Origin of the sequence: Streptomyces sp. NRRL B-1347, from assembly GCF_000720325.1 — a bacterium.
Classification (GTDB): domain Bacteria; phylum Actinomycetota; class Actinomycetes; order Streptomycetales; family Streptomycetaceae; genus Streptomyces.
This window is the reverse complement of record NZ_JOJM01000004.1, coordinates 1-22609: the sequence shown is the minus strand read 5'-3', so window position 1 is coordinate 22609 and position 22609 is coordinate 1. Positions and strand designations below refer to the sequence as shown.

Annotated in this window: 16 protein-coding genes and 1 pseudogene; 7 read left to right on the top strand and 10 right to left on the bottom strand. The window is 73.1% G+C overall.

Annotation, left to right across the window (positions count from 1 at the left end; all coding sequences use genetic code 11):
- Positions 1-69: 69 nt before the first annotated feature.
- Positions 70-264, bottom strand: a complete 195-nt coding sequence (locus IG74_RS0105445) for a hypothetical protein (protein ID WP_030670478.1) — start codon at positions 262-264, stop codon at positions 70-72.
- Between the two features lie 212 nt (positions 265-476).
- Between IG74_RS0105445 and IG74_RS0105440 the strand changes: the two genes are divergently transcribed.
- Positions 477-1076 carry a hypothetical protein gene (locus IG74_RS0105440; RefSeq protein WP_234334224.1) on the top strand — a complete coding sequence of 200 codons (600 nt, stop codon included), beginning with the start codon at positions 477-479 and terminating at the stop codon, positions 1074-1076.
- A 16-nt stretch (positions 1077-1092) separates the two neighbouring features.
- Here the strand turns inward: IG74_RS0105440 and IG74_RS0105435 are convergent, their stop codons facing one another.
- Positions 1093-1686: a GntR family transcriptional regulator gene (locus IG74_RS0105435; protein ID WP_234334223.1), complete on the bottom strand. Its 594-nt coding sequence runs from the start codon at positions 1684-1686 to the stop codon at positions 1093-1095.
- Positions 1687-1689: 3 nt separating this feature from the next.
- On the opposite strand from IG74_RS0105435, the gene IG74_RS54150 reads away from it, so the two are divergent.
- The 3 genes from IG74_RS54150 to IG74_RS47715 all read left to right on the top strand — a co-directional run bounded on the left by IG74_RS54150 (position 1690) and on the right by IG74_RS47715 (position 4706).
- On the top strand, positions 1690-1818 hold the full coding sequence (locus tag IG74_RS54150) for a hypothetical protein (protein WP_267885542.1): 129 nt from the start codon (positions 1690-1692) through the stop codon (positions 1816-1818).
- A gap of 4 nt (positions 1819-1822) precedes the next feature.
- The gene (locus tag IG74_RS0105425) at positions 1823-2668 is read left to right on the top strand and encodes an aminoglycoside 6-adenylyltransferase (protein WP_030670466.1); all 846 of its coding nucleotides are present in this window, start codon (positions 1823-1825) and stop codon (positions 2666-2668) included.
- 163 nt (positions 2669-2831) lie between these two features.
- Positions 2832-4706 carry a serine/threonine-protein kinase gene (locus tag IG74_RS47715; RefSeq protein WP_324607488.1) on the top strand — a complete coding sequence of 625 codons (1875 nt, stop codon included), beginning with the start codon at positions 2832-2834 and terminating at the stop codon, positions 4704-4706.
- A 24-nt stretch (positions 4707-4730) separates the two neighbouring features.
- On the opposite strand, the gene IG74_RS0105415 is transcribed toward IG74_RS47715, so the two are convergent.
- Positions 4731-5519 (bottom strand): LysR family substrate-binding domain-containing protein, encoded by a 789-nt coding sequence (locus IG74_RS0105415; protein WP_030670459.1) that lies wholly within the window; start codon positions 5517-5519, stop codon positions 4731-4733.
- Positions 5520-5625: 106 nt separating this feature from the next.
- Between IG74_RS0105415 and IG74_RS0105410 the strand changes: the two genes are divergently transcribed.
- From IG74_RS0105410 to IG74_RS0105400, 3 genes are all read left to right on the top strand, one after another.
- Positions 5626-6033, top strand: a complete 408-nt coding sequence (locus IG74_RS0105410; RefSeq protein WP_030670456.1) for a DUF5997 family protein — start codon at positions 5626-5628, stop codon at positions 6031-6033.
- A gap of 161 nt (positions 6034-6194) precedes the next feature.
- On the top strand, positions 6195-7022 hold the full coding sequence (locus tag IG74_RS0105405) for a pentapeptide repeat-containing protein (protein ID WP_030670451.1): 828 nt from the start codon (positions 6195-6197) through the stop codon (positions 7020-7022).
- Between the two features lie 183 nt (positions 7023-7205).
- Positions 7206-8441 carry a cytochrome P450 gene (locus IG74_RS0105400; RefSeq protein WP_030670448.1) on the top strand — a complete coding sequence of 412 codons (1236 nt, stop codon included), beginning with the start codon at positions 7206-7208 and terminating at the stop codon, positions 8439-8441.
- An 82-nt stretch (positions 8442-8523) separates the two neighbouring features.
- Here IG74_RS0105400 and fabD read toward each other — a convergent pair whose 3' ends face one another.
- The 7 genes and pseudogenes from fabD to IG74_RS53205 form a co-directional block, all read right to left on the bottom strand.
- Positions 8524-10467 carry an ACP S-malonyltransferase gene (gene fabD / locus IG74_RS0105395; RefSeq protein WP_030670444.1) on the bottom strand — a complete coding sequence of 648 codons (1944 nt, stop codon included), beginning with the start codon at positions 10465-10467 and terminating at the stop codon, positions 8524-8526.
- Between the two features lie 4 nt (positions 10468-10471).
- Positions 10472-12868: an enoyl-CoA hydratase/isomerase gene (locus IG74_RS0105390; RefSeq protein WP_030670441.1), complete on the bottom strand. Its 2397-nt coding sequence runs from the start codon at positions 12866-12868 to the stop codon at positions 10472-10474.
- Positions 12856-14148 (bottom strand): hydroxymethylglutaryl-CoA synthase family protein, encoded by a 1293-nt coding sequence (locus IG74_RS0105385; protein WP_030670438.1) that lies wholly within the window; start codon positions 14146-14148, stop codon positions 12856-12858. Before IG74_RS0105385 ends, IG74_RS0105390 begins: the two co-directional genes overlap by 13 nt.
- A 20-nt stretch (positions 14149-14168) precedes the next feature.
- Positions 14169-15392, bottom strand: a complete 1224-nt coding sequence (locus tag IG74_RS0105380) for a beta-ketoacyl synthase N-terminal-like domain-containing protein (protein ID WP_030670435.1) — start codon at positions 15390-15392, stop codon at positions 14169-14171.
- Position 15393: 1 nt separating this feature from the next.
- A complete protein-coding gene (locus IG74_RS0105375; protein WP_234334222.1) occupies positions 15394-15720 on the bottom strand; it encodes an acyl carrier protein in 327 nt (108 codons plus the stop codon).
- Entirely contained in the window at positions 15717-22214 is a 6498-nt protein-coding gene (locus IG74_RS45580; protein WP_324607487.1) for a non-ribosomal peptide synthetase, read from the bottom strand. Before IG74_RS45580 ends, IG74_RS0105375 begins: the two co-directional genes overlap by 4 nt.
- Positions 22178-22558: pseudogene (locus tag IG74_RS53205) on the bottom strand (AMP-binding protein); the annotation flags it as partial. The gene IG74_RS45580 and the pseudogene IG74_RS53205, both read right to left, overlap by 37 nt.
- Positions 22559-22609: the final 51 nt, after the last annotated feature.

The following is a 22609-nucleotide window of genomic DNA, read 5'->3' as shown; positions in this document are numbered from 1 at the left end:
CTCCCGCCGGGGCCTGTCCGCCTTTCGTGTCCTTCTATGTCCGGCGGGCGGCCCAGGGCAACGCCATGCTCAGAGGCCCAGGTCGGCGGCCAGGCAGTTGAAGGTCTTCCACGAGCCTTCGGGGTGGTAGGTGTGGCGTGCCGGGTCGTCCGGCGTGGCTGCCTCTTCCTCGACCATGTCCTCGAAGCGGATGCGCTCGGGCAGTGTGCCGAAGCGCTCCTGCCGTGCGGCGGCGGCACTGTCGATGGCGTTCTGGCCTTCCATGGTGGAACTCCGTTCGGGCAGGCGTACCAGCGTGGGTGATGACTGTCCCACGAGCATTCGTCACCGGTCAAGGGGGTGACATTCAAGCGAGGCGCCCTGCCCCTCGCTCCGGCCCGGTTCGGTCCGGTTCGGCCCGCGCCATAAAGTGGCCGGTCGGCCGTGGTCCGTGTGCCGCGGGCGGTTGTCGCAGATTTCTCAGCCAGGAGTACTTCTTGTCCATACGTACAGGCGTGCCGTCGTACGCCACCTCCGTCAGACCCTCCCTCGTGGTGGCCGGTCTCGCCGTCGCGGCCTCGCTGGTGGCCGGGGCTCCGGCCCACGCGGGCGACGGCGGGGCGCGGGCCGCCGCTCCGGTCGCGTCGCCGGTGTCCGCCCCCGCGCGGACCGTGGTCACGGAGGGGCAGGTGAAGGAGGCCGGGCCCGGCGGCACGCTCCTGTACCCGAGCGTCACCAGCTGTCTGACCCTCACGGTCCAGCTGCGCTCAGGCGGCGCGGTGGGCGCGCACGCGAGCCTGTTCCAGGTGCCGGGCGAGTTGCGCTCGGACCGGATCCTGGACCGGATCAAGGCCGTGGCCGGCGGCCGCGCGGTGGCCTCCGTGGACGTCCGGGGCGCGGTCGGCGCCTGGCACCCGGCCTACTTCACCAAGGCCATCGAGAGCTACGGCGAGGGCGAGGAGGTGCCCGTGCCCACGGGGCAGGACGCCGCCGGGATCGCGGCCGTCGTGGCGCGGGGGCTCGGAGTGCCGAAGGGCCTGGTGACGGTCACGGACGTGCCCGACGGCGACCAGACCGTCGACGTCCCGCGGAGCTGACGACGCCGAGCGACCGTCAGTCGGCCGCCACCGCCTGACGGTCGCTCAGGGCGCGGGCCTTCGCGTTCTCGATGTGCTGGCGCATCCGCTTCGCCACGCCCTCCGCGTCCCCCGACGCCATCGCCTCGTGGACGGCCGCGTGCTCGCGCGCCGGTGACTCGGCCTCGGAGGAGCCCAGTTCCGCGAAGAGGCGGAAGCGCTGGACGTGGCCGCCCAGGGAGCGGTACGCGCTCTCCAGGAACGGGTTGTCGCACTGGGCGGCGATGCGCAGATGGAAGCGTTCGTCGGCGGCCCAGTAGGAGCGGACCGAGGCCGAACGGGGCCCGGCCGCACAGCGCTTGAGCTCGTCGATGCTCTCCTCGAGCTCCGCCAGGAACTCCGGCGTGGTGCGGCGCGCGGCCTCGTGCACCATCGCGGGTTCCAGGACGAGCCGCGCGTCCATCAGCTTGATCAGCTCGCGCTCGGTGAAGAGCGGGGCGACGCGGTAGCCCTTGAGCGCCTCGCGCCGTACGAGGCCCGTGTGTTCCAGGCGGGCGAGGGCCTCGCGGTCCTCGGCGGCCTCACCGTGGTGGCGGGCCAGACCGTCGCCCTCGCCTCCGGCGACCGCCACCTCATGGAGCTCTTCGGCACGGACGTCACCGAGGTGGTGTGCGTCGTCGCGGGGGCCGCGGGGATCTGCTCGTTCCTCCACTCGTACGTACGGGAGGGAGGTCCGGCCCCCGACGGCGACGCAGTACCGTGACCGCATGATCGTTGAAGCGGGTGACGACGGGATCGTCGAGCGGGTACGGGAGTGGGCGCGGCGCCAGGAGGACGTCCGGGCCGTGCTGCGGACGGGGTCGCGGGCGCGGCGCGACGGGACGGTCGACGCCTTCTCCGACCACGACATCGAGGTCTACACCACCGACCCCGAGCGCTACGAAGACGGCGACTGGGTCGAGGAGTTGGGCCCGGTCGTGGTGCAGGTGGGCCTGGAAGGGCCGTGGGACAACCCGGCGCGCCTGGTGTTCTTCGAAGGCGGCGTCAAGGTCGACTTCCAGGTCGTGCCGGTGGACCTCCTCGCGAAGATGGCCGCGGACGGCCTCGACGACCTGCACGAGCGCGGCTACGAGGTGCTGTGGGACCCCGACGGCACGGCCGCCCGGCTGCCCGCCGCCAGCGGCGAGGTGGCTGCGGAGCTGCCCGACGCCGAGGAGTTCGAGGAGCTCTGCGCGGAGTTCTGGTTCGAGATGGCGCACCTGCCGCGCTACCTCGCCCGGGGCGAGCTGTGGGTGGCCAAGTCCCGGGACTGGACCACGAAGGAGCTCCTGGAGTCCGTCGTCGAGTGGCACGCGCTCACGCGCGAGGGCACCGGCCACGACGTCTGGTACGGCGGCACGCGCATGCGGCGCTGGGCGGCGCCCGGGGTGTGGGAGCGCCTGCACGACACCTTCGGCGGCTTCGCCGAGGACGACGCCCTGCGCGCCGCGCGCGCGACCGCCGACCTCTTCTCCCAGCTGGCCAAGGAGGTGGCCGAGGCCCACGGCTTCCCCTACCCGCACAAGGCCGAGCAGGCGATCCGCCCGACGCTCGACGCGCTGCCGCGGGGCTAGGCGGAAGAACACCGAACGGGAGCCCGCTCCGCGGGGGCGGTGCCTCTGGGGCGCGGGCCCACTGACGTGGCGCGACGGCTGTGGGTGGCGCCTGGGAGGCGGTCAGGAACGCTCGTAACGGCGCAACTTCTGTCATGTGCTGCGCGAAGTCGCCAATGGCTGGATGATGACCCCGCGAGTATCAGGGGGCGCGTTCCGGGGGGTCGCGATGGTTGAGGGCGGGCAGCCATTCGGTGGCAGGTTCCAGCTGATCGAGGAGCTGGGACGGGGTGGCATGGGTGTGGTGTGGCGGGCCGTCGACACCCTGCTCGGGCGCGAGGTCGCCGTGAAACACGTGCGCGGTCCCGGGCAGGGGGCGGCGCCCCTGGACACCAAGGCCACCGCGCGCCTGCTGCGGGAGGCCCGCGCGGCCGCGAAGCTCAACCACCCCGGGGCCGTCACCGTCTACGACGTGGTGCGCGCGGGCTCCGAGGTCGTCATCGTCATGGAGCTCGTCCGGGGCACCACCCTGGCCGCGCTCGTGGCCCGGGAGGGCCCCCTGCCGCCGGCCCGGGTGGCGTCGATCGGCGCGCAGCTCGCCGAGGTCCTCGGCGCCGCCCACGCGATGGGCGTGATCCACCGCGACGTCAAGCCCGAGAACGTGATGCTCCTCGCGGGCGGCCGGGTCAAGCTGGCCGACTTCGGGATCGCCCGGCTCTCCAGCGAGGTCACCAGCACGACGAGCGTCTTCGGCACCCCGGCCTACATGGCGCCCGAGCAGATCCGCGGGGCGCCCGTGCCCGCCACGGACCTCTGGGCCCTCGGCGTCACGCTCTTCCACGCCCTGGAGGGCGCGTCGCCCTTCGCCCGGCCCGCCGCTGTGGAGTCCATCGCGGCGGTGCTCTCCGACCCGCCGCCCGTGTCGCGCCGCGCCGGGCCCGCCCTGGGGGCCGTGCTGTACGCCCTGCTGGCCAAGAACCCGGAGGAACGGCCGCACGTCGCGCAGGCCGCCGCGGAGCTGCGGCAGATCGCGGAGGGCCGCGTCACCACCATGATGGCCGCGGCCCCGATGGCACCGCGGCGCCCGCCGCCCGCGCCTGCTGTGCCGCCGCCCACGCTGCCGTGGCGGCAGGCCGCGCGGCCCGCGTCCCTCGTGAACCCCGTCCTGCCGGGGCTCCTCGGCCTCGGCACGGTCGGCCTCTGGGTCCTGTCCTGGTTCCAGCTCAACTGGCACGCCGTGCTCACCGGGCCGGGACTCCTCGTCTTCCGTGCGCGCCCCTTCGAGACGTGGTGGATCGACGCGGGGCACACCGCCGACGCCTCGGGACCCGACGCCCCCTGGGCCACCGTCGCGGCCGGTTACCCCTTCGGGGCGGACGGGGTGCTCAACGCCCTCCTGGTCCTCGCCCACCTCCCCTTCCTGGGGCTGCTCATCGGCTCCTGGGCGAGTCTTGTCTCACCGAGCCGGCGCACCTGGGCCGGACTCCTGGCCGGCAGTGGCGTCCTCGCCCTGACCAGCGGATTCGTCATCAACAGCTTCCATCAGAGCCAGCGCGAACTCGACCAGGACGCATGGCTCAACAGCGGGCCCTACCTGCTTGCGGGAGCCGTCGGACTGCTCGCCGTCGTGCATCTGGCGCGGCACGGCGGGAGGCGGGCCCGTTCCCTCGACCGCCGCCGGCTGATCCGGGCGGCGGCGGGCGCCGCCACGGGCGCCACGGCCGCGGGAATCGCCGTTCCCGGGCTCATGAGCTGCGCGGTGGCCGTCCTTGGCACCCTCGCCGTGCTGCTCTGGGCGGGTCTCGTGCTTCCGCACCGCCTCGCCTCGTCCGTGCTCGGCGGCTGGGCCCTCGCGATGGCCGTACCGCTGGCCCTCGGGATCACCGTCGCCGCGCACCCGGAGGGCAGCTCGATCCAGGCCACGGTCTCCACCTGGCACCTGGTCGTCCTCGCCATCGGGGTGGCGGCGGTGGGCTGCTGGGCCCTGGTCCACTCCCACCGGGCGCGGGAGGCGGAGTCGGCGCGCTCCGGCGCGTTCCTGCCGAACCAGCCCTGGTGACGCGCGGAGCGGGACCGCGGGACGCTACGGCCTGCGGCGCGGCTTGCCGCCCTTGACGCCCTTCGGGCCGCCGGAGCCCCGGCGCGCGTTCTTGGCGGACGGCTTGCCGGTGCCCCGGCCGCCGCCGCCCTTGCCCCCGGCGGGCTGCTGCCGTCGGGCGCCGCCCTTCTCCGGGCGCTTGGCCTTCGGCTCGGGCTCGGCGCGGCGGCCCCGGGTGCTGTTGACGGTGCGGCCGCGGACGATGCCGATGAAGTCGTCCACCAGGTCGGTCGTGGCCTCCTGGGGCCACGAGAGCGCCACGCGGGACGTGGGGACGTCCGTGATCGTGCGGTACGTGAGGTCCTTGCGGTGGTGCAGCCGCGCCAGGGACTGGGGGACGATCAGCAGGCCGATGCCCGCCGCCACCAGCTCGACGGCGTCGGCGGTCGTGGCGGGGCGCTCGAGGGCGGGGCGGCCCGGCGGACGCTCCCACTCCAGGGGGTCGTCCAGGGGGTGCAGCACCAGCTCGTCGGCGAGGTCCGCCACGGCCACCTCGTCGGCCGCCGCGAAGAGGTGGTCCTTGGGGACCACGACCACCGTCGTCTCCTCGTAGAGAGGGATCGCGCTGAGGTCCTCCCCGTCGACCGGAAGCCGTACGAATCCCGCGTCGGCATCGCCCTTCCGCAGGACCTCGCAGACCTCGGTGGCGGGCACCTGGGCGAGGGTCAGGGGGACGTCGGGCAGCCGCTCGTTCCAGATGCGCACCCACTTCGAGGGCGTCACGCCTGGCACGTAGGCGAGCCGGAACGCGGGAGAGTCTTCCGAGCCTGTCACCTCGCCAGACTACCGCCCGTAGTCGGCGGCCGACCCGCCGGAGGGTGCGGGCGGCGACGGGCCCGCCGTGGTCAGCGGTCGCGCATTCGCTCGATACCCTGGTCCTATGACGTCGCACCACTCCACCCAGACCATGAAGCCCGCCACCGCGGCGAAGAAGCTGGGTGTGTACCTCGAGGCCACCCCCGCCGAGTTCCAGGAGGGTGTCGTCTCGCGGACCGAGCTCAACGCCCTGCAGGCCGACCCGCCCCAGTGGCTGCGCGACCTGCGCCAGAACGGCCCGCACCCCCGCCCGGTCGTCGCCGCGAAGCTGGGCGTCTCCGTGTCGGGCCTCGCCCGCGGCGGCATCACGGAGCCCCTCACCACGCAGCAGATCGACGCGCTGAAGGAAGAGCGCCCCGAGTGGCTGGAGCGCGAGCGCGCCACGCAGGCCGAGGTCCGCAAGGAGACGGTCCGCCTCAAGGCGAAGAAGGCGGAGCAGGCCGAGAAGGCGGCGAAGGCCGCGCAGGCCTGAGCACGGGACCGGGGCGCCCCGCGCCCCCGTCCGTGACCTGACCGGCCCTCCCGTCCCGAGTGCGCCCCCTTGGGCCCTCGTACCGTCGCGGTCGACGTACGAGGGACAATGGAGGCGTACGACCACCGCACGCCGCCGCACGCCCCTCAGGAGCCACCGTCTTGTCCGAGCGCACCTCGCACGCCGCCCAGCCCGACCTGCAGGCCGACTGCGGGAGCTGCTTCGGTCTGTGCTGCGTGGCGCTGCCCTTCTCGCGCTCGTCGGACTTCCCGGTGAACAAGTCCGCCGGCACGCCGTGCGGAAACCTCCAGGAGGACTTCCGCTGCGGGATCCACGAGCGGCTGCGCGACAAGGGCTACAACGGCTGTACGGTCTTCGACTGCTTCGGCGCGGGCCAGAAGGTCTCCCAGGTCACGTTCAAGGGCGTCAGCTGGCGCGAGGAGCCGGACTCGGCCCGCGCGATGTACGAGGTCTTCCCCGTCGTACGACAGCTCCAGGAGCTCCTGAAGTACACCGCGCAGGCCCTGGACCTGTCCGCGGCCCGGCCCGTCCACCGGGAGCTGCGCGGCGCGTACGAGCGGATCGACGCGCTCACCCGGGACACGGTCGAGACGCTGCTCGCCGTCGACGTGGACGCGCTGCGCGGTGAGGTGAACCCGCTGCTGCTCCGCGCCAGCGAACTGGCCCGGGCGGCGGTCCCGGGCCGCAAGAAGAACCACCGCGGCGCCAACCTCATGGGCTCCCGGCTGCGCGGCGCGAAGCTGCGCGGCGCCAGCATGCGCGGCGCCCTGCTCATCGCGGCCGACCTGTCGGACGCCGACCTGCGCGACGCCGACCTGATCGGCGCGGACATGCGGGACACGAACCTGTGCGGCGCGGATCTGCGCGGCGCGCTGTTCCTCACCCAGCCCCAGCTGAACGCCGCGCGGGGCGACGCCCGGACGAAGGTCCCCCACCCGCTGGAGCGCCCCTCCCACTGGACGGCCTAGTGTCGGCCCGGCTACGCCGGGTACTCTCCTGCTCTCATCCTGGTCACGTGTCACCGGTCCTCCCGGCGTCACTACTGTGACCTGCGAACTCTCATCCAGCCGGGGCCGAGGGCCGAGGCGGTGGATCCGCATGGACCACCGTCGGGGGGTCCCTCCAGCCGGTGCCACCACAAGGAGCACGAGATGACCGGGGGCGCTCTCCCTCAGGAACAGCAGATACCGCTGTTCAACCCCTTCGCCGAGGGGTTCACCGACAATCCGTACCCGCAGTACGCGACGCTCCGCGAAGTCGCCCCGGTCTATCCGCACCCCCTGGGGTTCTGGGTGGTCACCCGGTACGAGGACGTGTTCGGGCTGCTGCGCTCGGGCGCGTCGGTCGAACTGCGCAACGTGAACTCCGGCGCGCTGGAGAACCTGCGGCAGAAGGACGAGTCGCGCAAGACTCCGCTCATCGACGGCTTCTCGATGATCGACCGGGACGCCCCGGACCACACCCGGCTGCGCCGCCTGGTGCAGAAGGCGTTCACGCCGAAGTCGATCCAGGCGCTCGCGCCGCGCATCGGCGAGCTCGTCGACGGCATGCTCGACAAGATCGCCGCGGCGGGCGGCGCGGACCTGGTGCCCGCGCTCGCGTCGCCGCTGCCGTTCACGGTGATCGCGGAGATGCTGGGCGCCCCGCCCACCGACCACGAGCGGATCCAGGAGCTGAGCGGCACGATCGTCCGCTCCCTTGAGCCCGTCGCCGACCCGGCCGTCATGCAGGAGATCGAGAACGCGGACGCCGAACTGGCCGTCCTCACCTCCGAGATGATCGCCTGGAAGCGGCGCAACCCCGCCGACGACCTCATGACGGCCCTCATCGAGGCCGAGGAGGACGGCGACAAGCTCAGCGACGACGAGCTGGTCGCGCAGATCCAGCTGCTGTACATCGCGGGCCACGAGACGACCGTGAACCTGCTCGCCAACGGCACCCACGCGCTGCTTCGCCACCCCGAGCAGCTCGCCGCGCTGCGCGCGGACGCGGACCTGATGCCCAACGCCGTCGACGAACTGCTGCGCTACGACAGCCCGTTGCAGTCGAGCCGCCGCATCACCCTCGAACCGACCGTGCTCAGCGGCGTCGAGATCCCCCCGGGCTCGATGGTGGTCGCCGCCCTCGCCTCCGCGAACCGCGACCCCGCGCGCTGGGGCGAGGACGCGGACACGCTGCGCCTCGACCGCGAAGGCGCGCGCGCCCACCTGGCGTTCGGCTCCGGCTCGCACCACTGCCTGGGTGCGGCCCTGGCGCGCCTGGAGGCGAGCGTCACCTTCGAGCGGATGCTGAAGCGGTTCCCGGACCTGTCCCTCGCGGGCGACGTGACCTGGAACGGCCGCATCAACGTGCGCGGCGTGGCCTCGCTGCCGGTGTCGGTCGGCTGACCGGCCTGATCCGAGTGCCCGCCTGAGAAGGCGTCAGGGGGCTCACTGCCGCGGCGGTGAGCCCCCTTTGCCGTTCCCGGGGTCAGACGAGGGCGGGCTGGACGGCCTGCTCCAGGCCCTCGCGCAGACGGCGCATCGACGCCGTGTTGTTGCCGAACTGGTTGATCGCGAACGCGCCCCGGTAGTCGGGGCCGTAGCCGTGCTTGAGGAAGTTGACGAAGGAGCCGCTGGCGCTCAGGTCGACGAAGTAGTGGCGCGCCGGGTCGCGGAACGCGGTGGCCATCAGCTCGTCGAAGCGCACGCGGCCCCGGACGACGTCCCACGCGTAGTCGTCCCAGCCGGTCAGCGCCGCGCCGTCCAGCTCTGCCGCGTACGCGCACGAATACACCGGCAGGGTGGGCGAGTTCACCGCGACCGCGCGTCCCAGGCTCCGGCACTCCTGCCGGATGTCGTCGAGGAGGCCGGAGTGGAAGCCGTGGCGCACCGGGAGGCGGACGGCGATCACCCCTTCCCGGTCGAGCGCGGCGCGGGCCTCGGTGACGCGCTCGGCCTCGCCGCTGACGACGAAGTTGCCGGTGGTGTCGCCGGTGAAGTTGACGCCCGCCAGGGCGAGTCCGGCGAACAGGTCGCGCCGCCGCTGGTAGAGCGAGGGCGGGGCGAGGACGCTCAGCATGCCGCCGGGACGGCAGCGCAGGTCGAGGAGGTGGGCCTGCTTCATCACGAGGTCGAGGCCGTCCTCGAAGGACATCGCCCCGGCGACGGTGGCCGCGACGTACTCGCCGAGGCTGTGGCCGAGGACCGCGTCGGGGTGGAAGCCCTCCGCGCGCAGGGCCTCGGTGAGGCTCCAGCCGACGCTGTAGAGCGCCGCGTGCGTGTGCAGGACGTCGTCGAAGTCCTGGCCGCGCCGGGTGCTGTCGTGCATCGCGGCGACGAGGGAGGTGCCCTGTGCCGCCTCGTACAGCGCGCTGCACCGGTCCATGGCGTCCCGGAACGCCGGGTGGGTGTCGTACAGCTCCTGCCCCATGCGGTAGTACTGCGTGCCCTGGCCGCCGTACATGAAGACGACCTCGGGGCGCCGCAGGGTCCGGTGCGGGGCCGGGCGGGGCGCGGCGGGGGCCGGGGGCGCCTGGGGCGCGGCGGGCGCCTCGGCGGCCGGCGGTTCCTCGACGGCCAGCGGCTCCTCGCGGATCTTGGCGGTGAGCTTGGTGAGTACGTCGCCGGGGCCGATCTCGCGGAACTCGTCGTGGCCGCGCGCAAGGAGCAGGGAGAGGGACTCGTACCACCGCACGGGGCTCGATATCTGCCGCACCAGCAGGTCGGAGTAGCCGGTCGTCGGGTACGGCCGGGCCGTGCAGTTGGCGATCACGGGGATCCGCAGCGGGCGGAACGCGACGCCCGACAGATGGCGCGCGAACTCCTCCTGGACCTCGGTCATGCAGCGCGAGTGGAAGGCCGCGCTCACGTTGAGCGGGATGAACCTGGCTCCCGCCGCGGTGTAGGCCTCGCGGACGTCCGGGGCGTGGACCTCGTCGTAGGTGCCGGAGAGGATGCACTGCTGCCGGGAGTTGATGTTGGCGATGTCGATGCCGGAGTGCGGCAGCGCGGCCAGGATCTCCGCGACGCGCTCTTGGTCGAGGTTGACCACGGCGGCCATCGCGCCCTTGGGGGCGCGGCTCATCAGCTCGCCGCGCCTGCGCACGAGGTCGAGCCCGGTGACGAAGTCGAAGGCGCCCGCGGCGAACAGGGCGCTGTACTCCCCCAGACTGTGCCCGGCGACGACGGCGGGCGGGGCGCCGCCGGAGTCGATGTGGTCGAGGTACTGCAGGGCGCTGACCGCGTAGAGCGCGGGCTGGGTGTACTCGGTGCGGTTGAGGACCCGGTCGGGGTCGTCGACGCACAGGTCGCGCAGCGAGTAGCCGAGCAGCCGGTCCGCGCGGGCCACGAGGTCGGGGTACTTCTCGAACAGGTCCTTGCCCATGCCCTTGCGCTGGGAGCCCTGCCCGGGGAATACGTACACGGAAGTCATGTGATCACTCAGCCGTCGCGAGAGGTGCCGGTCCGCCGGGGGCGGTGGCGGAGGTGGGGTCGGAGGAGGGCGGTGTGCTGTCGGCGGCCAGGGCGGCGTAAGCGGCCAGGCGCTCGGTGAGCAGGGCAGCGGTCTCCCGCAGCAGCCGTTCGGCGATGACGTCGACCCTGCGGCCGCGCCAGGGCTCCAGGTCGGTGCCGCGCACCCAGGTGTTGAACGCGCCGAGGGCGGGTCCGCAGTGGATCTGGTAGTCGACGCGCTGGTCGGCGCCGCGCAGCGCCAGGCGCGTGGAGTGCACGAAGTACCAGCGGAAGACGTGGGCCATCTTCTGCTTGGGGCTGCGCTCGACCTCGGCGAGCCGGGCGGGGTGGCGCCGTGCCAGGTGGGCGCGGGTCTCCTCCCACACCTCGTCGAGGGAGCGCTTGAAGTACTTGTTCTCCAGGGTCGCCCGGGTGCGCGGGTCGAGGTCGTCGAGGGAGTCGTGCCGTACGTAGAGGTCGTACAGCTTCTGGGCGCGGGCGGGGAAGAACGTGCTCTTCCTGACCGCCTGGACGCGGGCGCCGACCTCGAACATGTCGCCCGCGGGCGCGTACTCGGTGTCGTGCACGCCGAGGCCCTGGAGGAGGTCCTTGACCGCGTCGCTGGTCCCGGCCTCCACGGTGCACTGGTTGATGGAGCCGGTGACGAGGAAGTCGGCGCCCAGGGTCAGGGCCGCGAGGGCCGCTTCGGGGGTGCCGATGCCGCCCGCGGCGCCGATGCGCACGGCGGCCTCGCCGCCCTCTTCGGAGTAGCCCTGCTCGCGCGTCACGCGGTCGCGCAGGGCGCGCATGGCGGGCATCAGGACGTAGGCGTTGCCGCCGTCGGTGTGGCCCGCGGAGTCCGCCTCGACGCACAGGTCCTGCGCCAGCGGGAGGCGGGCGCCGAGTTCGGCCTGCTCGGGGGTGATGAGTCCGTCGTCCAGGAGCCGGCGGACCAGCGGGGCCGGGGCCGGGCGCAGGAAGTGCTCGGCGACCTCGGTGCGCGACACCTTGGCGATGATGTGGTGGTCCTGGCGGAGGCGTCCTTCGGCGTCGGTGCCGAGGCCCGCGAGGCGGTAGTGGACCAGCGCGGGGGTGGGCCGCAGATAGGCGGACGCCTCGACGGAGCGCACGCCGTGGCGCAGGTAGAGCTCGACGGTGCGGGCCTCCTGGCCGGGGTCGTCCGGGTTGTTCAGGAGGTTCATGCCGAAGGCGCGGCCGGGGTCGAGGCCCTTCTTGATGCGGATGATCGCGTCCTCGACCTCGTCGAGGGCGAGCCCGCCGGTGCCGAAGAAGCCGAGCATGCCCGCGTTGCCGAGCGCGGTGACCAGGTCGACGGAGGCGATGCCCTTGTACATCGCCCCGGCCGCGTAGGCGTAGTCGACGCCGTGCGCCGCGCGGAAGCGCGGGCTGCCGAGGGCGCGGGGCGAGAGGGCGGGCGGCGGGGCGGTGGCCCGCTGGTGCTGTGGTTCCACGGTGGTCTCGCTCGGGGACGGCTGCGGGGACTGCGGCGGGGAAGGCTGCGGGGACGGGTTCGGCGTCGCGGTGACGTCCGGCGTCGCGGTGGCGTCCGGCGTCGCGGTGGCGTCCGGCGTCGCGGTCTCCCAGGGGAAGACGCCCTCTTCGGCGTAGCGCCGGATGGCCCGCACGTTGTCGGGGTCGCCGAAGACCTGGCGGTTGGTGGCGAGCGCGACGTCCTTGGTGTGCTCGGTGAGCGGGGACAGCTCGCGCAGGTACGCCTTGTAGCGCGTGACGCCCTTCTTCGAGAGCCGTCCCAGGCGCTGGAGGTGGCGCTTCAGGAGCGCCTCGCTGGGGGTGCCGAGCGCGTCGACGAGCCCCCACTCGTGGGCCTGCCGGGCGTCGACGGTCTGGGTGGTGGCGGCGAGGTAGTGGGCGCGCTGGAAGCCGGTCCTGCGGATCAGGAAGGGCAGCACGACGGCCGGGATCAGGCCGAAGAGCAGCTCGGAGAGGCTGAAGGTGGCGCTGTCGTCGGCGATCACCACGTCGCACGCGGCCACGAGCCCGACGCCGCCCGCGTTGGCCTTGCCGCGCACGTGCGCGACGGTAAGCACGTCGGCGTAGGCCATGCGCCGGAACAGCTCGAACATCGGCTCGGGGTCGAAGGACGTGTCCTGGCCCGTGCGCGCCGCGTCGCTGATCACGCCGAAGTCGGCGCCGAAGCAGAACACCTCGGGCAGTCCTTCGAGGACGACGACGGTGGTGTGCTCCGCGCGGGCGGCGCGCGCGAAGACGTCGTCGAGCTCGTGGACGAGCGTGGCGTTGATGGCGTTGCCCGCCTCGGGCCGGTGGATCTGCGCGAAGAGGACACTGCCCTGTTCGCGGACGCGCAGGGTGGAGTAGGCGGAGCGGGTCAGTCGATCCATGCGTACTCCCGGTGGAACTCCTTGATCGCGCGCAGGACGAGGCGCGGCGAGCCGCCCCCGGCGCCCGGTGCGCCCTGTGCGGTCCGGGCGGCCGGGGCGGTCCTGGCGACGAAGTCCTGGTTCACGACGGTGTCGCGGGTGCCGACGCGGACGAACGCGCTCTCCCGAAGCAGCTGGTCGTACTCGTCCAGGGAGAGCTGGTAGCGCGCGTCGAGGTGGTCCTCGATGCCCATGGCCCGCAGCCGCTCCGCGCCGTCCGGGGTGACGACGCCGCTGTAGAACTCCGAGCAGCAGCCGGATCCGTACGAGAACAGTCCGATGCGCCGCGGGTCGGGGTAGTCGCCGTTGCAGATGGTGCCGGCGAGGGAGAGGAAGACCGTCGCGCCCATGATGTTGCCGACGCGGCCGCAGTAGCCGAGCCCTGGCGCGACGCGGCGCTCGAAGTCCTCGGCGATCTCGGCGCCCTTGGCCTTGGCGACCTTGCGCATCATGGTGCGGTGGGCGCCCTTGACCATGCCGCCGAAGGGGGTGTGGAAGGCGAGGTACTGGAAGGTGTCGCGGTAGTCCGCGCCCTCCACCTTGGCCTCGTAGGCGCGGTAGGCCTGCTCGCAGCAGTCCAGGTACGACATCAGGGACAGGTCGACGTCGCCCGCCTCGCTGTCCGGGGCGGGGCGGCAGGTGTCCATCACCTCGTAGCCGTACGTGCCGCTGGCTCCGACGTCGAGCTGGAAGACGTGCGGCTCGGCGCTGATCAGCAGGGCCACCGCGCCCGCGCCACCGCTGGGCTCGGCGTAGGCCCAGTCCTGCGTGGCCACGTCGTCGCCGTCCTCCAGGATGTAGCGCGAGATGTCGGTGGCGATCACCAGGGCCTTGGCGCCGGGCGAGGTGCCCGAGAGGATGAAGTTGCAGGCCATCTGGAGCCCCGCGGTGCCCGCGTAGCAGGCCTGCTTGAGCTCGAACATGCGGCAGTTGCGGCTCAGGCCCAGCTGGTCGTGGAGGTAGGTGCTCGCCGACTTGGAGAAGTCGAAGCCCGACTCGGTGCAGGTGATGAGGAGTTCGATGCGGCCCTTCTCCTCCTCGCTCATGCGGTCGAGGAGCGGCCGGGCCGCGTTGGCCCCGAAGGTGACCGGGTCCTCGAAGGGCAGCGCGACCGTCTTCTCCTTCATCAGGAGGTTGTTCAGGCGCGCGAGGTCGAGCTCGCGGTGCCGCGCCAACTGCATGACGTCGAGCACGGCCGAGCCGCCGAACACGTTCATCGCTTCGATACCGACGCGGGACATGGGGTTCGCTGTTCTGCTCTCTATGCGGCGCACGCGCTCAGGCACAGTGCGGTGTTGATGCCGCCGAAGCCCATGCTCAGGCTCAGGCAGTGCTGGATGTCGGCCTCGACGGCCGCCTCGCGCACCCAGCGCGGGGCGTCGTCGACCGGCGCGGTGAGGTTGCGTGTCGGGTGCAGCCGCCCGTGCCGCATCTGCAGCAGGGATGCGGCCGCCTCGACGGCTCCGGCGGCCGTCAGACCGTGGCCGGTGATCGACTTGGTGGCGTTGACGGCCGCGTGGGTGAGGCCGCAGGCCTTGAGCGCGGCCACTTCGGTCTCGTCGCCCGTCGGGGACGCGGTGCCGTGCGGGTTGACGTAGTCGATGTCCCGGGCGCTCAGCCCGGCGCGGTCCAGGGCCTGGCGGATCGCGTCGGTCTCGCCCGCCAGGGACGGGTTGGGGTTGCGGTTGCCGTCCAGGCGCACGGACCAGCCGCTGAGCCGCGCGTAGGGGGCGGGGGCGTCCGGGCGGGCGCCCCCGCGCTCGATGACCAGGGCGGCGCAGGCCTCGCCGTAGACGAAGCCGGACCGTGCCTTGTCGAAGGGACGGCAGGCCTCGGCGGGCGCGTCGGCGTGGTCCTCGCCCGCCATGGCGCCCATCGCGTGCAGGCCGAGCAGCTCCCAGTACGACAGGTCGGCGAGCGCGCCCAGGGCGACGCACACGTCGACGCGGCCCGAGGCCACGGCCTCGGCCGCCTCGATGACCGCGAGCTGCCCGCTGGCCGACGCGCCGCCCACGGTGTGCGCGAAGCCGCGGATCCCGAAGGCGCTCGTGCACAGGCCGCACAGGTCGGTGTCCAGGAACGACAGGCCGTAGCTGGGCCGCAGGAAGTGCGGCTTGGCCCGGTGCCGGTCCTGGGCCCGGACGAGTTCGCGCTGCTGGAGGTTGCTGCCGCCGATGACGAGCCCGACCCGGTCCGGGTCGTAGCCGTCGAGGCCCGCCTCGGTCCACGCCTCTTCGAGGGTGGCGAGGGCGACCTGCCCGGTGAGGGACGCGGTGCGCAGCTCACGGGCGCCGAGCCGGGCAGGTGGCGGCGGGGCGGGCAGCTCGGCGCCCACGAAGCGGGTGCCGGACTGCCGCCCCGGCCGGTCCATGACGGCGAAGCGGTGCTCTCCCGCGAACAGTGCCCGGGTGAAGTCGGCCTTGCCCCGGCCCACGGCGGTGGTGACGCCGAGACCGGTGACGACGAGCCCTGCGGAGTCGCTCACGTCACCCGGCCTTGACCGCTGCCGTGTCGCTGAGGTGCCGCGCGAGCTCGCCCAGGTTCTGCGGCCCGTGGGTGTCGACCAGGGGGATGTCCAGGTCCATCTCCTCCAGGACGGTCATCACGATCTCCGCGCGGTCCATGGAGTTGGCGCCCAGCGCGTCCAGGGTGTCGGTCTCGGCGAAGTCGTGGTCCGCGAGTTCCGGGAGGATCTCGCGGACGGCGTCGACGATCAGGGTGAAGGTCTTTTCCTTGGTCATGTGCGCGCTTTCGCTGGATGGGGTGGGACGGGTGGGGTGGTCGGGGTCGGCCGCGGCGTGGGTGGTGCTCATCCGGCACCGCCGTCCGCCGCCGCCTCGCGCAGCTGTGCGAGGCTCGCGCCGGGCTGCGTGACGATCTTGAGCAGCAACCTCTCATAGGTGGCCGCCATGGCCCGGACCGTGCTCCTGGCGTAGAGGTCGGTGCTGTACTCCAGGTAGCCGCGCAGGCCGTCGGGGGTCTCGCGGACGACGAGGTTGAGGTCGAACTTCGCCGTGCCGCTGTCGGTGGGCAGGGGCACGAAGCCGAGCGCGCCGGGCTCCGCGGCGCCGGGCAGCGCGGCCTCGACGGCGGGCACCAGGTTGAACATCACCTGGAACAGCGGCGAGTGCGCCGGGTCCGGCTCGGGCACCAGGTCCCGCACGAGATCGGCGAACGGGACGTCCTTGTGCTCGTGGGCGGCCGCGGTGACCCGCTGCGCCTGGGCGATGAGGTCGTCGAAGGCCTGCTCGGGCCGCACGTCCAGACGCATGACCAGGACGTTGATGAAGTAGCCGACGAGGCGTTCGAGCTCCGGCCGCGGCCGGTTGGTCACCGGCGAGCCGATGGCGAGCTCCCGGTCGTCGGTGTGGGCGCCGAGCAGCGTCGCGAAGGCCGAAAGGAGCGTCATGTAGAGCGTGCCGCCGCGCTCCTTGCTGACCCGCTTGAGCTGGTCGAGCACCGCGGCGGGGACGTTCACCTCGACCGAGGAGCCCTGGTACGACTTCGCCTCGGGCCGCCGGTAGTCGGTGCGCAGCGCGGTGCACGACGGCAGGTCGGCGAGCTGGGCGCGCCAGTAGGCCTGCTGCCGCGCGCGGGCGTCGGCGTCGAAGGTGCGGCGCTGCCAGTGCGCGAAGTCCGCGTACTGGACGGGCAGTTCGGGAAGGGACGGCTCGTCGCCGCGGCTCAGCGCCTGGTAGAGGGCGTTGAGCTCGGCGATGAACACGCCGGTCGACCAGCCGTCGAAGATGCCCCAGGGCCGGGTCACCACGGCGACGTGCTCGTACGGCGTGAGGGTCAGGATGTGCACGCGCAGCGTGTGCCGGTCCGCGGGGTCGAACGGTCGCGGCCGTTCGGCGCGGAGGAACTCGGTGACCGCGCTGTCACCCGTGACGTCCTCGAAGGCGACGGCGAAGCCGGTGGTGTCGTTCACCTTCTGGACGTAGGTGTCGCCGCGCCGCAGGTAGCTGGTGCGCAGCACGGCGTGCCGGGCCACGAGCCCTTCGAAGGCGCGGGCGTATGCCTGCCGGTCGAGCGGGCCGATGACGCGGTAGGCCATCTGCACGTTGTCGTACGACGAGCCGAGGTGCGCGCGCTGGTTGAGGAACCACAGCTCGCTCTGCTGGCAGGAGAGCGGGCTCTCCTCGCCGGGCCCGGTGACGGGCACCAGCGGGACGGCCCCGTCGGACGTGCCGCCGTCCGCCGCGTCGAGTGCGGCGGCCAGTTCGCCGAGGGTCGCGCCGGCGAGGATCGACTGGAGCGGAAGCTCCTTGCCGGTCTCCTGCTTGACGCGGATGGTGAGCCGGGTGGCGAGCAGGGAGTGCCCGCCGAGGTCGAAGAAGCCGTCCTGGAGCCCGACGCGGTCGAGGTCGAGGACGTCCTGGACGAGGCGGCACAGCACGCGCTCGGTGGCGGTGCGCGGCGCGACGTAGACCTCCTTGTGCACGTCGGCCTCGTCGGGCGCGGGCAGGGACCGCTTGTCGACCTTGCCGTTGGGGGTGAGCGGCAGCTCTTCGAGGGCGACGAAGACGCTGGGGACCATGTACTCGGGGATCCTGCCCGCCAGGTGGTCCTTCAGGGTGCGGGTCAGGGCCTGCCCGGTGGTGGCGATCTGCGGCACGTTCGCCAGGTGGGTCGCGCCGTACGCGGCCCGGGCGCGGGCGGTCGGCCGCGTCCCCTTGGCGAGGACCAGGTCCAGGCCGTCGAGGCGGTCCTGGGACCAGGTCGCGGCGACCTGGTAGCCGAGCTTCTCGGCGTACGTGAGGACGTCCTCCAGGTCGCGCACCCGCTGGACCGCGGCGTCCGTGAGGCGGCTCGCGCCGAGCGGCTCGACGTGCTGCTGTCCGGTGGTGCCGCGCAGGCTCGCGGCGGCCCGGACGTCGTCGGCGACGCGCGGGTTGTCCAGGCCCGTGACGCCGAACCGCGGGCGGCCGCCGTCGGCGAGCAGGGCGCGCAGCTCGTCGGGCGTGGTGGCGGTCAGCCACGGCAGGTCGTCCTCGTCGGCGGCGGCCGGGCCCTTGGTGAGGACGACGTCGTAGCGGTAGCTGAGCATTTCGTTGCCGCCGGTGCCGCGCTTGACGGCGATGTCGACCGAGCCGATGTCCGCGAACCGCCGGGGCAGTCCGGCGAAGTAGCTCGGGCTGACGAGGAGTTCGGTCTCCTGCTGGCGGCGGCGCTGCACCTGGCGGGCCAGGGCGGCGACGGCGGTGCGCGCGGACAGGCGGCTGCGCTCGACGGCCGTGACGTGCGCGGAGAACAGGTCGAGGTTCCTGACGTCGCCGACGAGGATCCGGCCGCCGTCGGCGACGAGCGGCAGCAGCCGCTCGATGACCTCTTCCAGGTAGAGCCGGTTCGGGAAGTACTGGGCCACGGAGTTGATGACGACGGTGTCGAACTTCTCCGTGCCGTCGGTGCCTTCGGGCAGCGTCACGGACCGGGCGTCGCCCTGGGCGAGGGTGACGTGCGACCAGCCGCGGCGGTCGGCGCCGCGCCGCACTCCGGCCAGGGCCGAGGCGGAGATGTCGACGGCGTGCACGGCCTCGCAGGCTCCGGCGTAGCGGAACAGCAGCAGACCCGTGCCGCAGCCGACCTCCAGGAGCCTGCGGGGCCGCAGCTCCTCGATCCGCTGGACGGTGCCGTCGATCCACTCGCGCATCTCGTGCTCGGGGATGGCGTCGCCGGTGTAGCTGCAGTTCCAGCCGACCAGGTTGAGGTCGTCCCCGGAGTCCCCGGAGCCGGAACTGGTGCCGGTGCCGGTCCCGGTGCCGGTGCCGGTGGCGTTCGCCTGCTCGTCCGCGTCGGTGCCGTACTGGTCCTCGAAGAGGTCCTGCCACTGCTCCAGGCGGTCGGCGTTCTGCTCGCGCGCGGCCGTGTCCAGCCAGTCGGTCGTGGGCCGTACGTAGGCGACGAGCTTCTTCGTCTCGCCGCTGGCCCGGGTGGTGACGACGGCGCCGCGCACGGCCGGGTGGGAGTGCAGCGCGTTCTCGATCTCGCCGAGTTCGACGCGGAAGCCGCGGACCTTCACCTGGTCGTCGACGCGGCCGACGAACTCCAGGGTGCCGTCGGGCAGTCGGCGCACCAGGTCGCCGGTGCGGTACAGGCGGGCCCCGGGCCGCGCGGCGAAGGGGTCGGCGACGAACCGCTCCTTCGTCAGCTCGGGGTTGCCGAGGTAGCCGCGGCCGACGCCCGCGCCGCCCACGCACAGCTCGCCGACGACGCCGAGCGGCACGGGCCGCAGATGCGCGTCGAGCACGTGCGCGGTGGACTGCGCGATGGGCCTGCCGATGGGGATGACCGCGTCCTCGGCGATGTCCCGGGGGATCACGTGGCAGGTGGAGGCGATGCTGTTCTCGGTCGGCCCGTAGGCGTTGACGACGGTCAGGCCGGGGTGGGCCGCGTACAGGCGGCGCACGTCCTTGGCGGAGAAGGCCTCTCCGCCGACGCCCAGGTACGTCAGCGGCAGCCGCCGCCCCTGCGCGGCCTCGGCGAACGCGGGCAGGAAGGCCGCGGACAGGGCCATCATCGTGACGCCGGAGCGCTCGGCGCGGTCCAGGAGGGCGCCCACGTCCTTGGAGTCGCCGTCGTGCAGGACGAGCCGTCCGCCGCACAGCAGCGGGCCGAGGACCTCCTGGGAGCCGACGTCGAACGAGATCGAGGAGTGGTGCAGCACGACGGTGCCGGGGTCCGTCGGGAAGTAGTCCGGGTTGCGCACCAGGCGGACGACGCCGCGCTGTTCCACGAGGACGCCCTTGGGGACGCCGGTGGAGCCCGAGGTGAAGATGGCGTAGGCCAGGTGCTCGGGCGTGAGGCCGAGTTCGGCGCGCGTCAGGTCGTGCTCGGGGCGGCCGGCGAGCAGCTGCGTGCCGTCCCCGGCGCGTTCGCCGGTGTCCAGGTGGACGACCAGGGGTCCCTTGCCCCCGTCCGCGCCTTCGAGCGGCTCGGACGGCAGGTGGGACTGGCTGAGCACGATGCCGACGCCGGAGTTGGCCACCAGGGTGCGGATGCGCTCCTGGGGGTAGTCCGGGTCGATGGGGACGTACGCGCCGCCGGCCTTGAGGATGCCGAGCAGGCCGGTCACGAGCTCCGGGGAGCGGCGGGCGCACAGGCCGACCAGGGTGTCGGGGCCGACGCCCTGCTCGCGCAGCCAGTGCGCGACGCGGTTGGCGCGGGCGTTGGTCTCGGCGTAGGTCAGCCGCTGCTCGCCGTGCTCGACGGCGACGGCGTCGGGGCGCAGCCGGACGTGCTCCTCGAAGAGTTCGAAGAGGCAGTGGTCGTCCGGGTAGGGCTTGTCCGTGTCGTTCCACTCGGTCAGCAGGCGGCCGCGTTCCGCGGCCGGGAGCACGTCGATGTCGAGCGCCCGGGTGCCGGCGCCGTCGTCGGCGGCGAGCGCGTCCACGAGGCCGGACACCGCCGCCTCGACGTAGCCGAGGACGGCGTCCGGCGAGAGGGTGGCGTCGACCTGGGCGTTCAGGGACAGTTCGGTGCCGGTGTCGTCGACGGACACGCCCACCGGGTAGTTGGTGCGGTCCAGGGAGCCCAGCCAGCGGATGCCCAGGTCCTCCAGGGTGGCCGGGCCCAGGTCGCCCTGGCGCGGCTCGAAGTACCGGAAGTTGATCATCGAGCTGAACAGGGTGGCGTCGCCGTCCAGGCCGCTGGAGCGCTGGGCCAGGGTCAGGGCGCTCTGCTCGTACGAGATGAGTTCCTTGAGGGAGGCGTCCACGGCGGACACCAGGTCCTTGACGCTGCGGTCGGCGAGGCGGACCCGCAGGGGCAGGGTGTTGATGAAGTTGCCGAGCATCCGCTCGACGCCGGGCACGCCCTGGAGGCGGCCGGACAGGACGGTGCCGAACACCACGTCGTCGCGCCCGCCGGTGGCCGCGGTGACCAGGGCCCAGGCGGCGTGGAAGAGCGCGGCGGGGCTGATCCGCAGCCGCTGGGCCTGCTCGCGCAGGCGGCTGGTGAGGCCGGGCGGCAGGGAGCGGCGCAGGTCGCGCACGCGGCTGCCGTCGCCGTGCACGTCGACGAGCTGGAACGGCGTGGTGGGCTCGGTGACGTCGCCCAGCTCGCGGCGGAAGTACGCCTCGGCGTCGTTCGCGGCGAGCTGGTGCAGGGTGTGGCCGACGAAGTCGCGGTAGGCCGGGGCCGGGGGCAGTTCGTCGGCGCGGCCCGCCATGTGGGCGGCGAGCTCTTCGAGGATGATGCGCAGCGAGGTCGCGTCCTCGATGAGGTGGTGGACGCGCAGGAGCAGGAAGTGCCGTGCGGAGTGCGGGTCGGCGGCGACGGCGAGCCGCAGCAGCGGTGCCCGGTCGAGCGTGATCGTCCCCGGGTCCGCGAGCCAGGCGCGGGCCTGCTCCGCCGCGGCGTCGGAGTCGGCGGCGTCGAGGGTGCGCCGCTCCACGTCGAGGCGGACGTCCCGCAGGACCACCTGTACGGGCTCGCCGAGGCCTTCGGTGACGACGGCCGTGCGCATCACGTCGTGCCGGTCCACCACGGCCTGCAGGGCGTCCACGAAGGCGTCGCACGTCCGCCGGTCGGGGGCGGTGAGCAGGATGGGGATGACGTACGGGTCGTTGGCGGGGTCCATCAGGTGATGGAAGAGGATGCCCTCCTGCGACGGCACGAGCGGGTAGACGTCCTGCACGTTGGCGGCGCCGCCGGGCACGCGGGCGGCGACGGCGTCGACGGCGGCCTGGTCAAGGCGGACCAGCGGCAGCATCTCGGGGGTGAGCCGCTCGCAGCCCTCCGGGACCGCCGGTGCGGGCACGGCGTAGCCGGTGGCGGCCGGTCCCGCGCGGTCGATGTCGGCGGCGAGGTCGGCGAGCGTGGGGCTGCTGAAGACGCTGCGCACGGCGACGTCCAGGCCGCGCTCCTTGAGGCGGGCGATGAGGACGGTGATGAGCAGGGAGTGACCGCCGAGCGCGAAGAAGTTGTCGTGCGCGCTGATGCGGTCCTCGTCGAAGCCGAGGAGTTCGGCCCAGGCGGCGGCGAGCGTCCGCTCGGTGGCGGTGGTGGGCGCCGTGTAGGCGCGCTGCGCGAAGGCCTCGATGCCGGGTGCGGGCAGGGCCTTGCGGTCGAGCTTGCCGTTGCCGGTGATGGGCCCAGGGAGCCGTCGGGCAGCCAGCGCGCCAGGTCGCCCGAGCGGTACATGCGCGCGCCCGGCTCCTCGCGGAACGGATCGTCCAGGAACCGCTCGGCGGACAGCTCCGGCCGGTTCAAGTAGCCGCGGGCCACACCCGCGCCGCCGACGTACAACTCCCCGACGACGCCCACCGGTACCGGCTGGCCGTGTCCGTCGAGGACGTAGGTGCACAGGTCGGGGATGCGCTCGCCGATGGGGCTCACGGTGCGGTCCGCGTCGGCCTCGGTGATCAGCCGGTAGGTGACGTGCACGGTGGTCTCGGTGATGCCGTACATGTTGACCAGCTGGGTGCCCTGGTTCACCGGGCGGCGCAGCCAGGGCTTGAGCGAGGCGACCTCCAGAGCCTCGCCGCCGAAGACGACCACGCGCACCGTGTGCGGCTCGGGGTCCTCGCCCTGGGCTGCGATCAGCTGCCGGAAGGCGCTCGGGGTCTGGTTGAGGACCGTCACGCCCGACTCGCACAGCAACCGGTAGAAGTCCTCCGGGCTGCGCGTGACGGCCTGCGGTACGACCACGAGGCGGCCGCCGTGCAGGAGCGCACCCCAGATCTCCCACACCGAGAAGTC

What these genes read in the sequence shown, in the direction of transcription:
- IG74_RS0105445 (WP_030670478.1), bottom strand. Translation starts at nt 264, where the DNA reads ATGGAAGGCCAGAACGCCATCGACAGTGCCGCCGCCGCACGGCAGGAG.
- IG74_RS54150 (WP_267885542.1), top strand. Translation starts at nt 1,690, where the DNA reads ATGGAGCTCTTCGGCACGGACGTCACCGAGGTGGTGTGCGTCGTCGCG.
- IG74_RS0105425 (WP_030670466.1), top strand. Translation starts at nt 1,823, where the DNA reads ATGATCGTTGAAGCGGGTGACGACGGGATCGTCGAGCGGGTACGGGAG.
- IG74_RS47715 (WP_324607488.1), top strand. Translation starts at nt 2,832, where the DNA reads ATGATGACCCCGCGAGTATCAGGGGGCGCGTTCCGGGGGGTCGCGATG.
- IG74_RS0105410 (WP_030670456.1), top strand. Translation starts at nt 5,626, where the DNA reads ATGACGTCGCACCACTCCACCCAGACCATGAAGCCCGCCACCGCGGCG.
- IG74_RS0105400 (WP_030670448.1), top strand. Translation starts at nt 7,206, where the DNA reads ATGACCGGGGGCGCTCTCCCTCAGGAACAGCAGATACCGCTGTTCAAC.
- fabD (WP_030670444.1), bottom strand. Translation starts at nt 10,467, where the DNA reads ATGACTTCCGTGTACGTATTCCCCGGGCAGGGCTCCCAGCGCAAGGGC.
- IG74_RS0105390 (WP_030670441.1), bottom strand. Translation starts at nt 12,868, where the DNA reads ATGGATCGACTGACCCGCTCCGCCTACTCCACCCTGCGCGTCCGCGAA.
- IG74_RS0105385 (WP_030670438.1), bottom strand. Translation starts at nt 14,148, where the DNA reads ATGTCCCGCGTCGGTATCGAAGCGATGAACGTGTTCGGCGGCTCGGCC.
- IG74_RS0105375 (WP_234334222.1), bottom strand. Translation starts at nt 15,720, where the DNA reads ATGAGCACCACCCACGCCGCGGCCGACCCCGACCACCCCACCCGTCCC.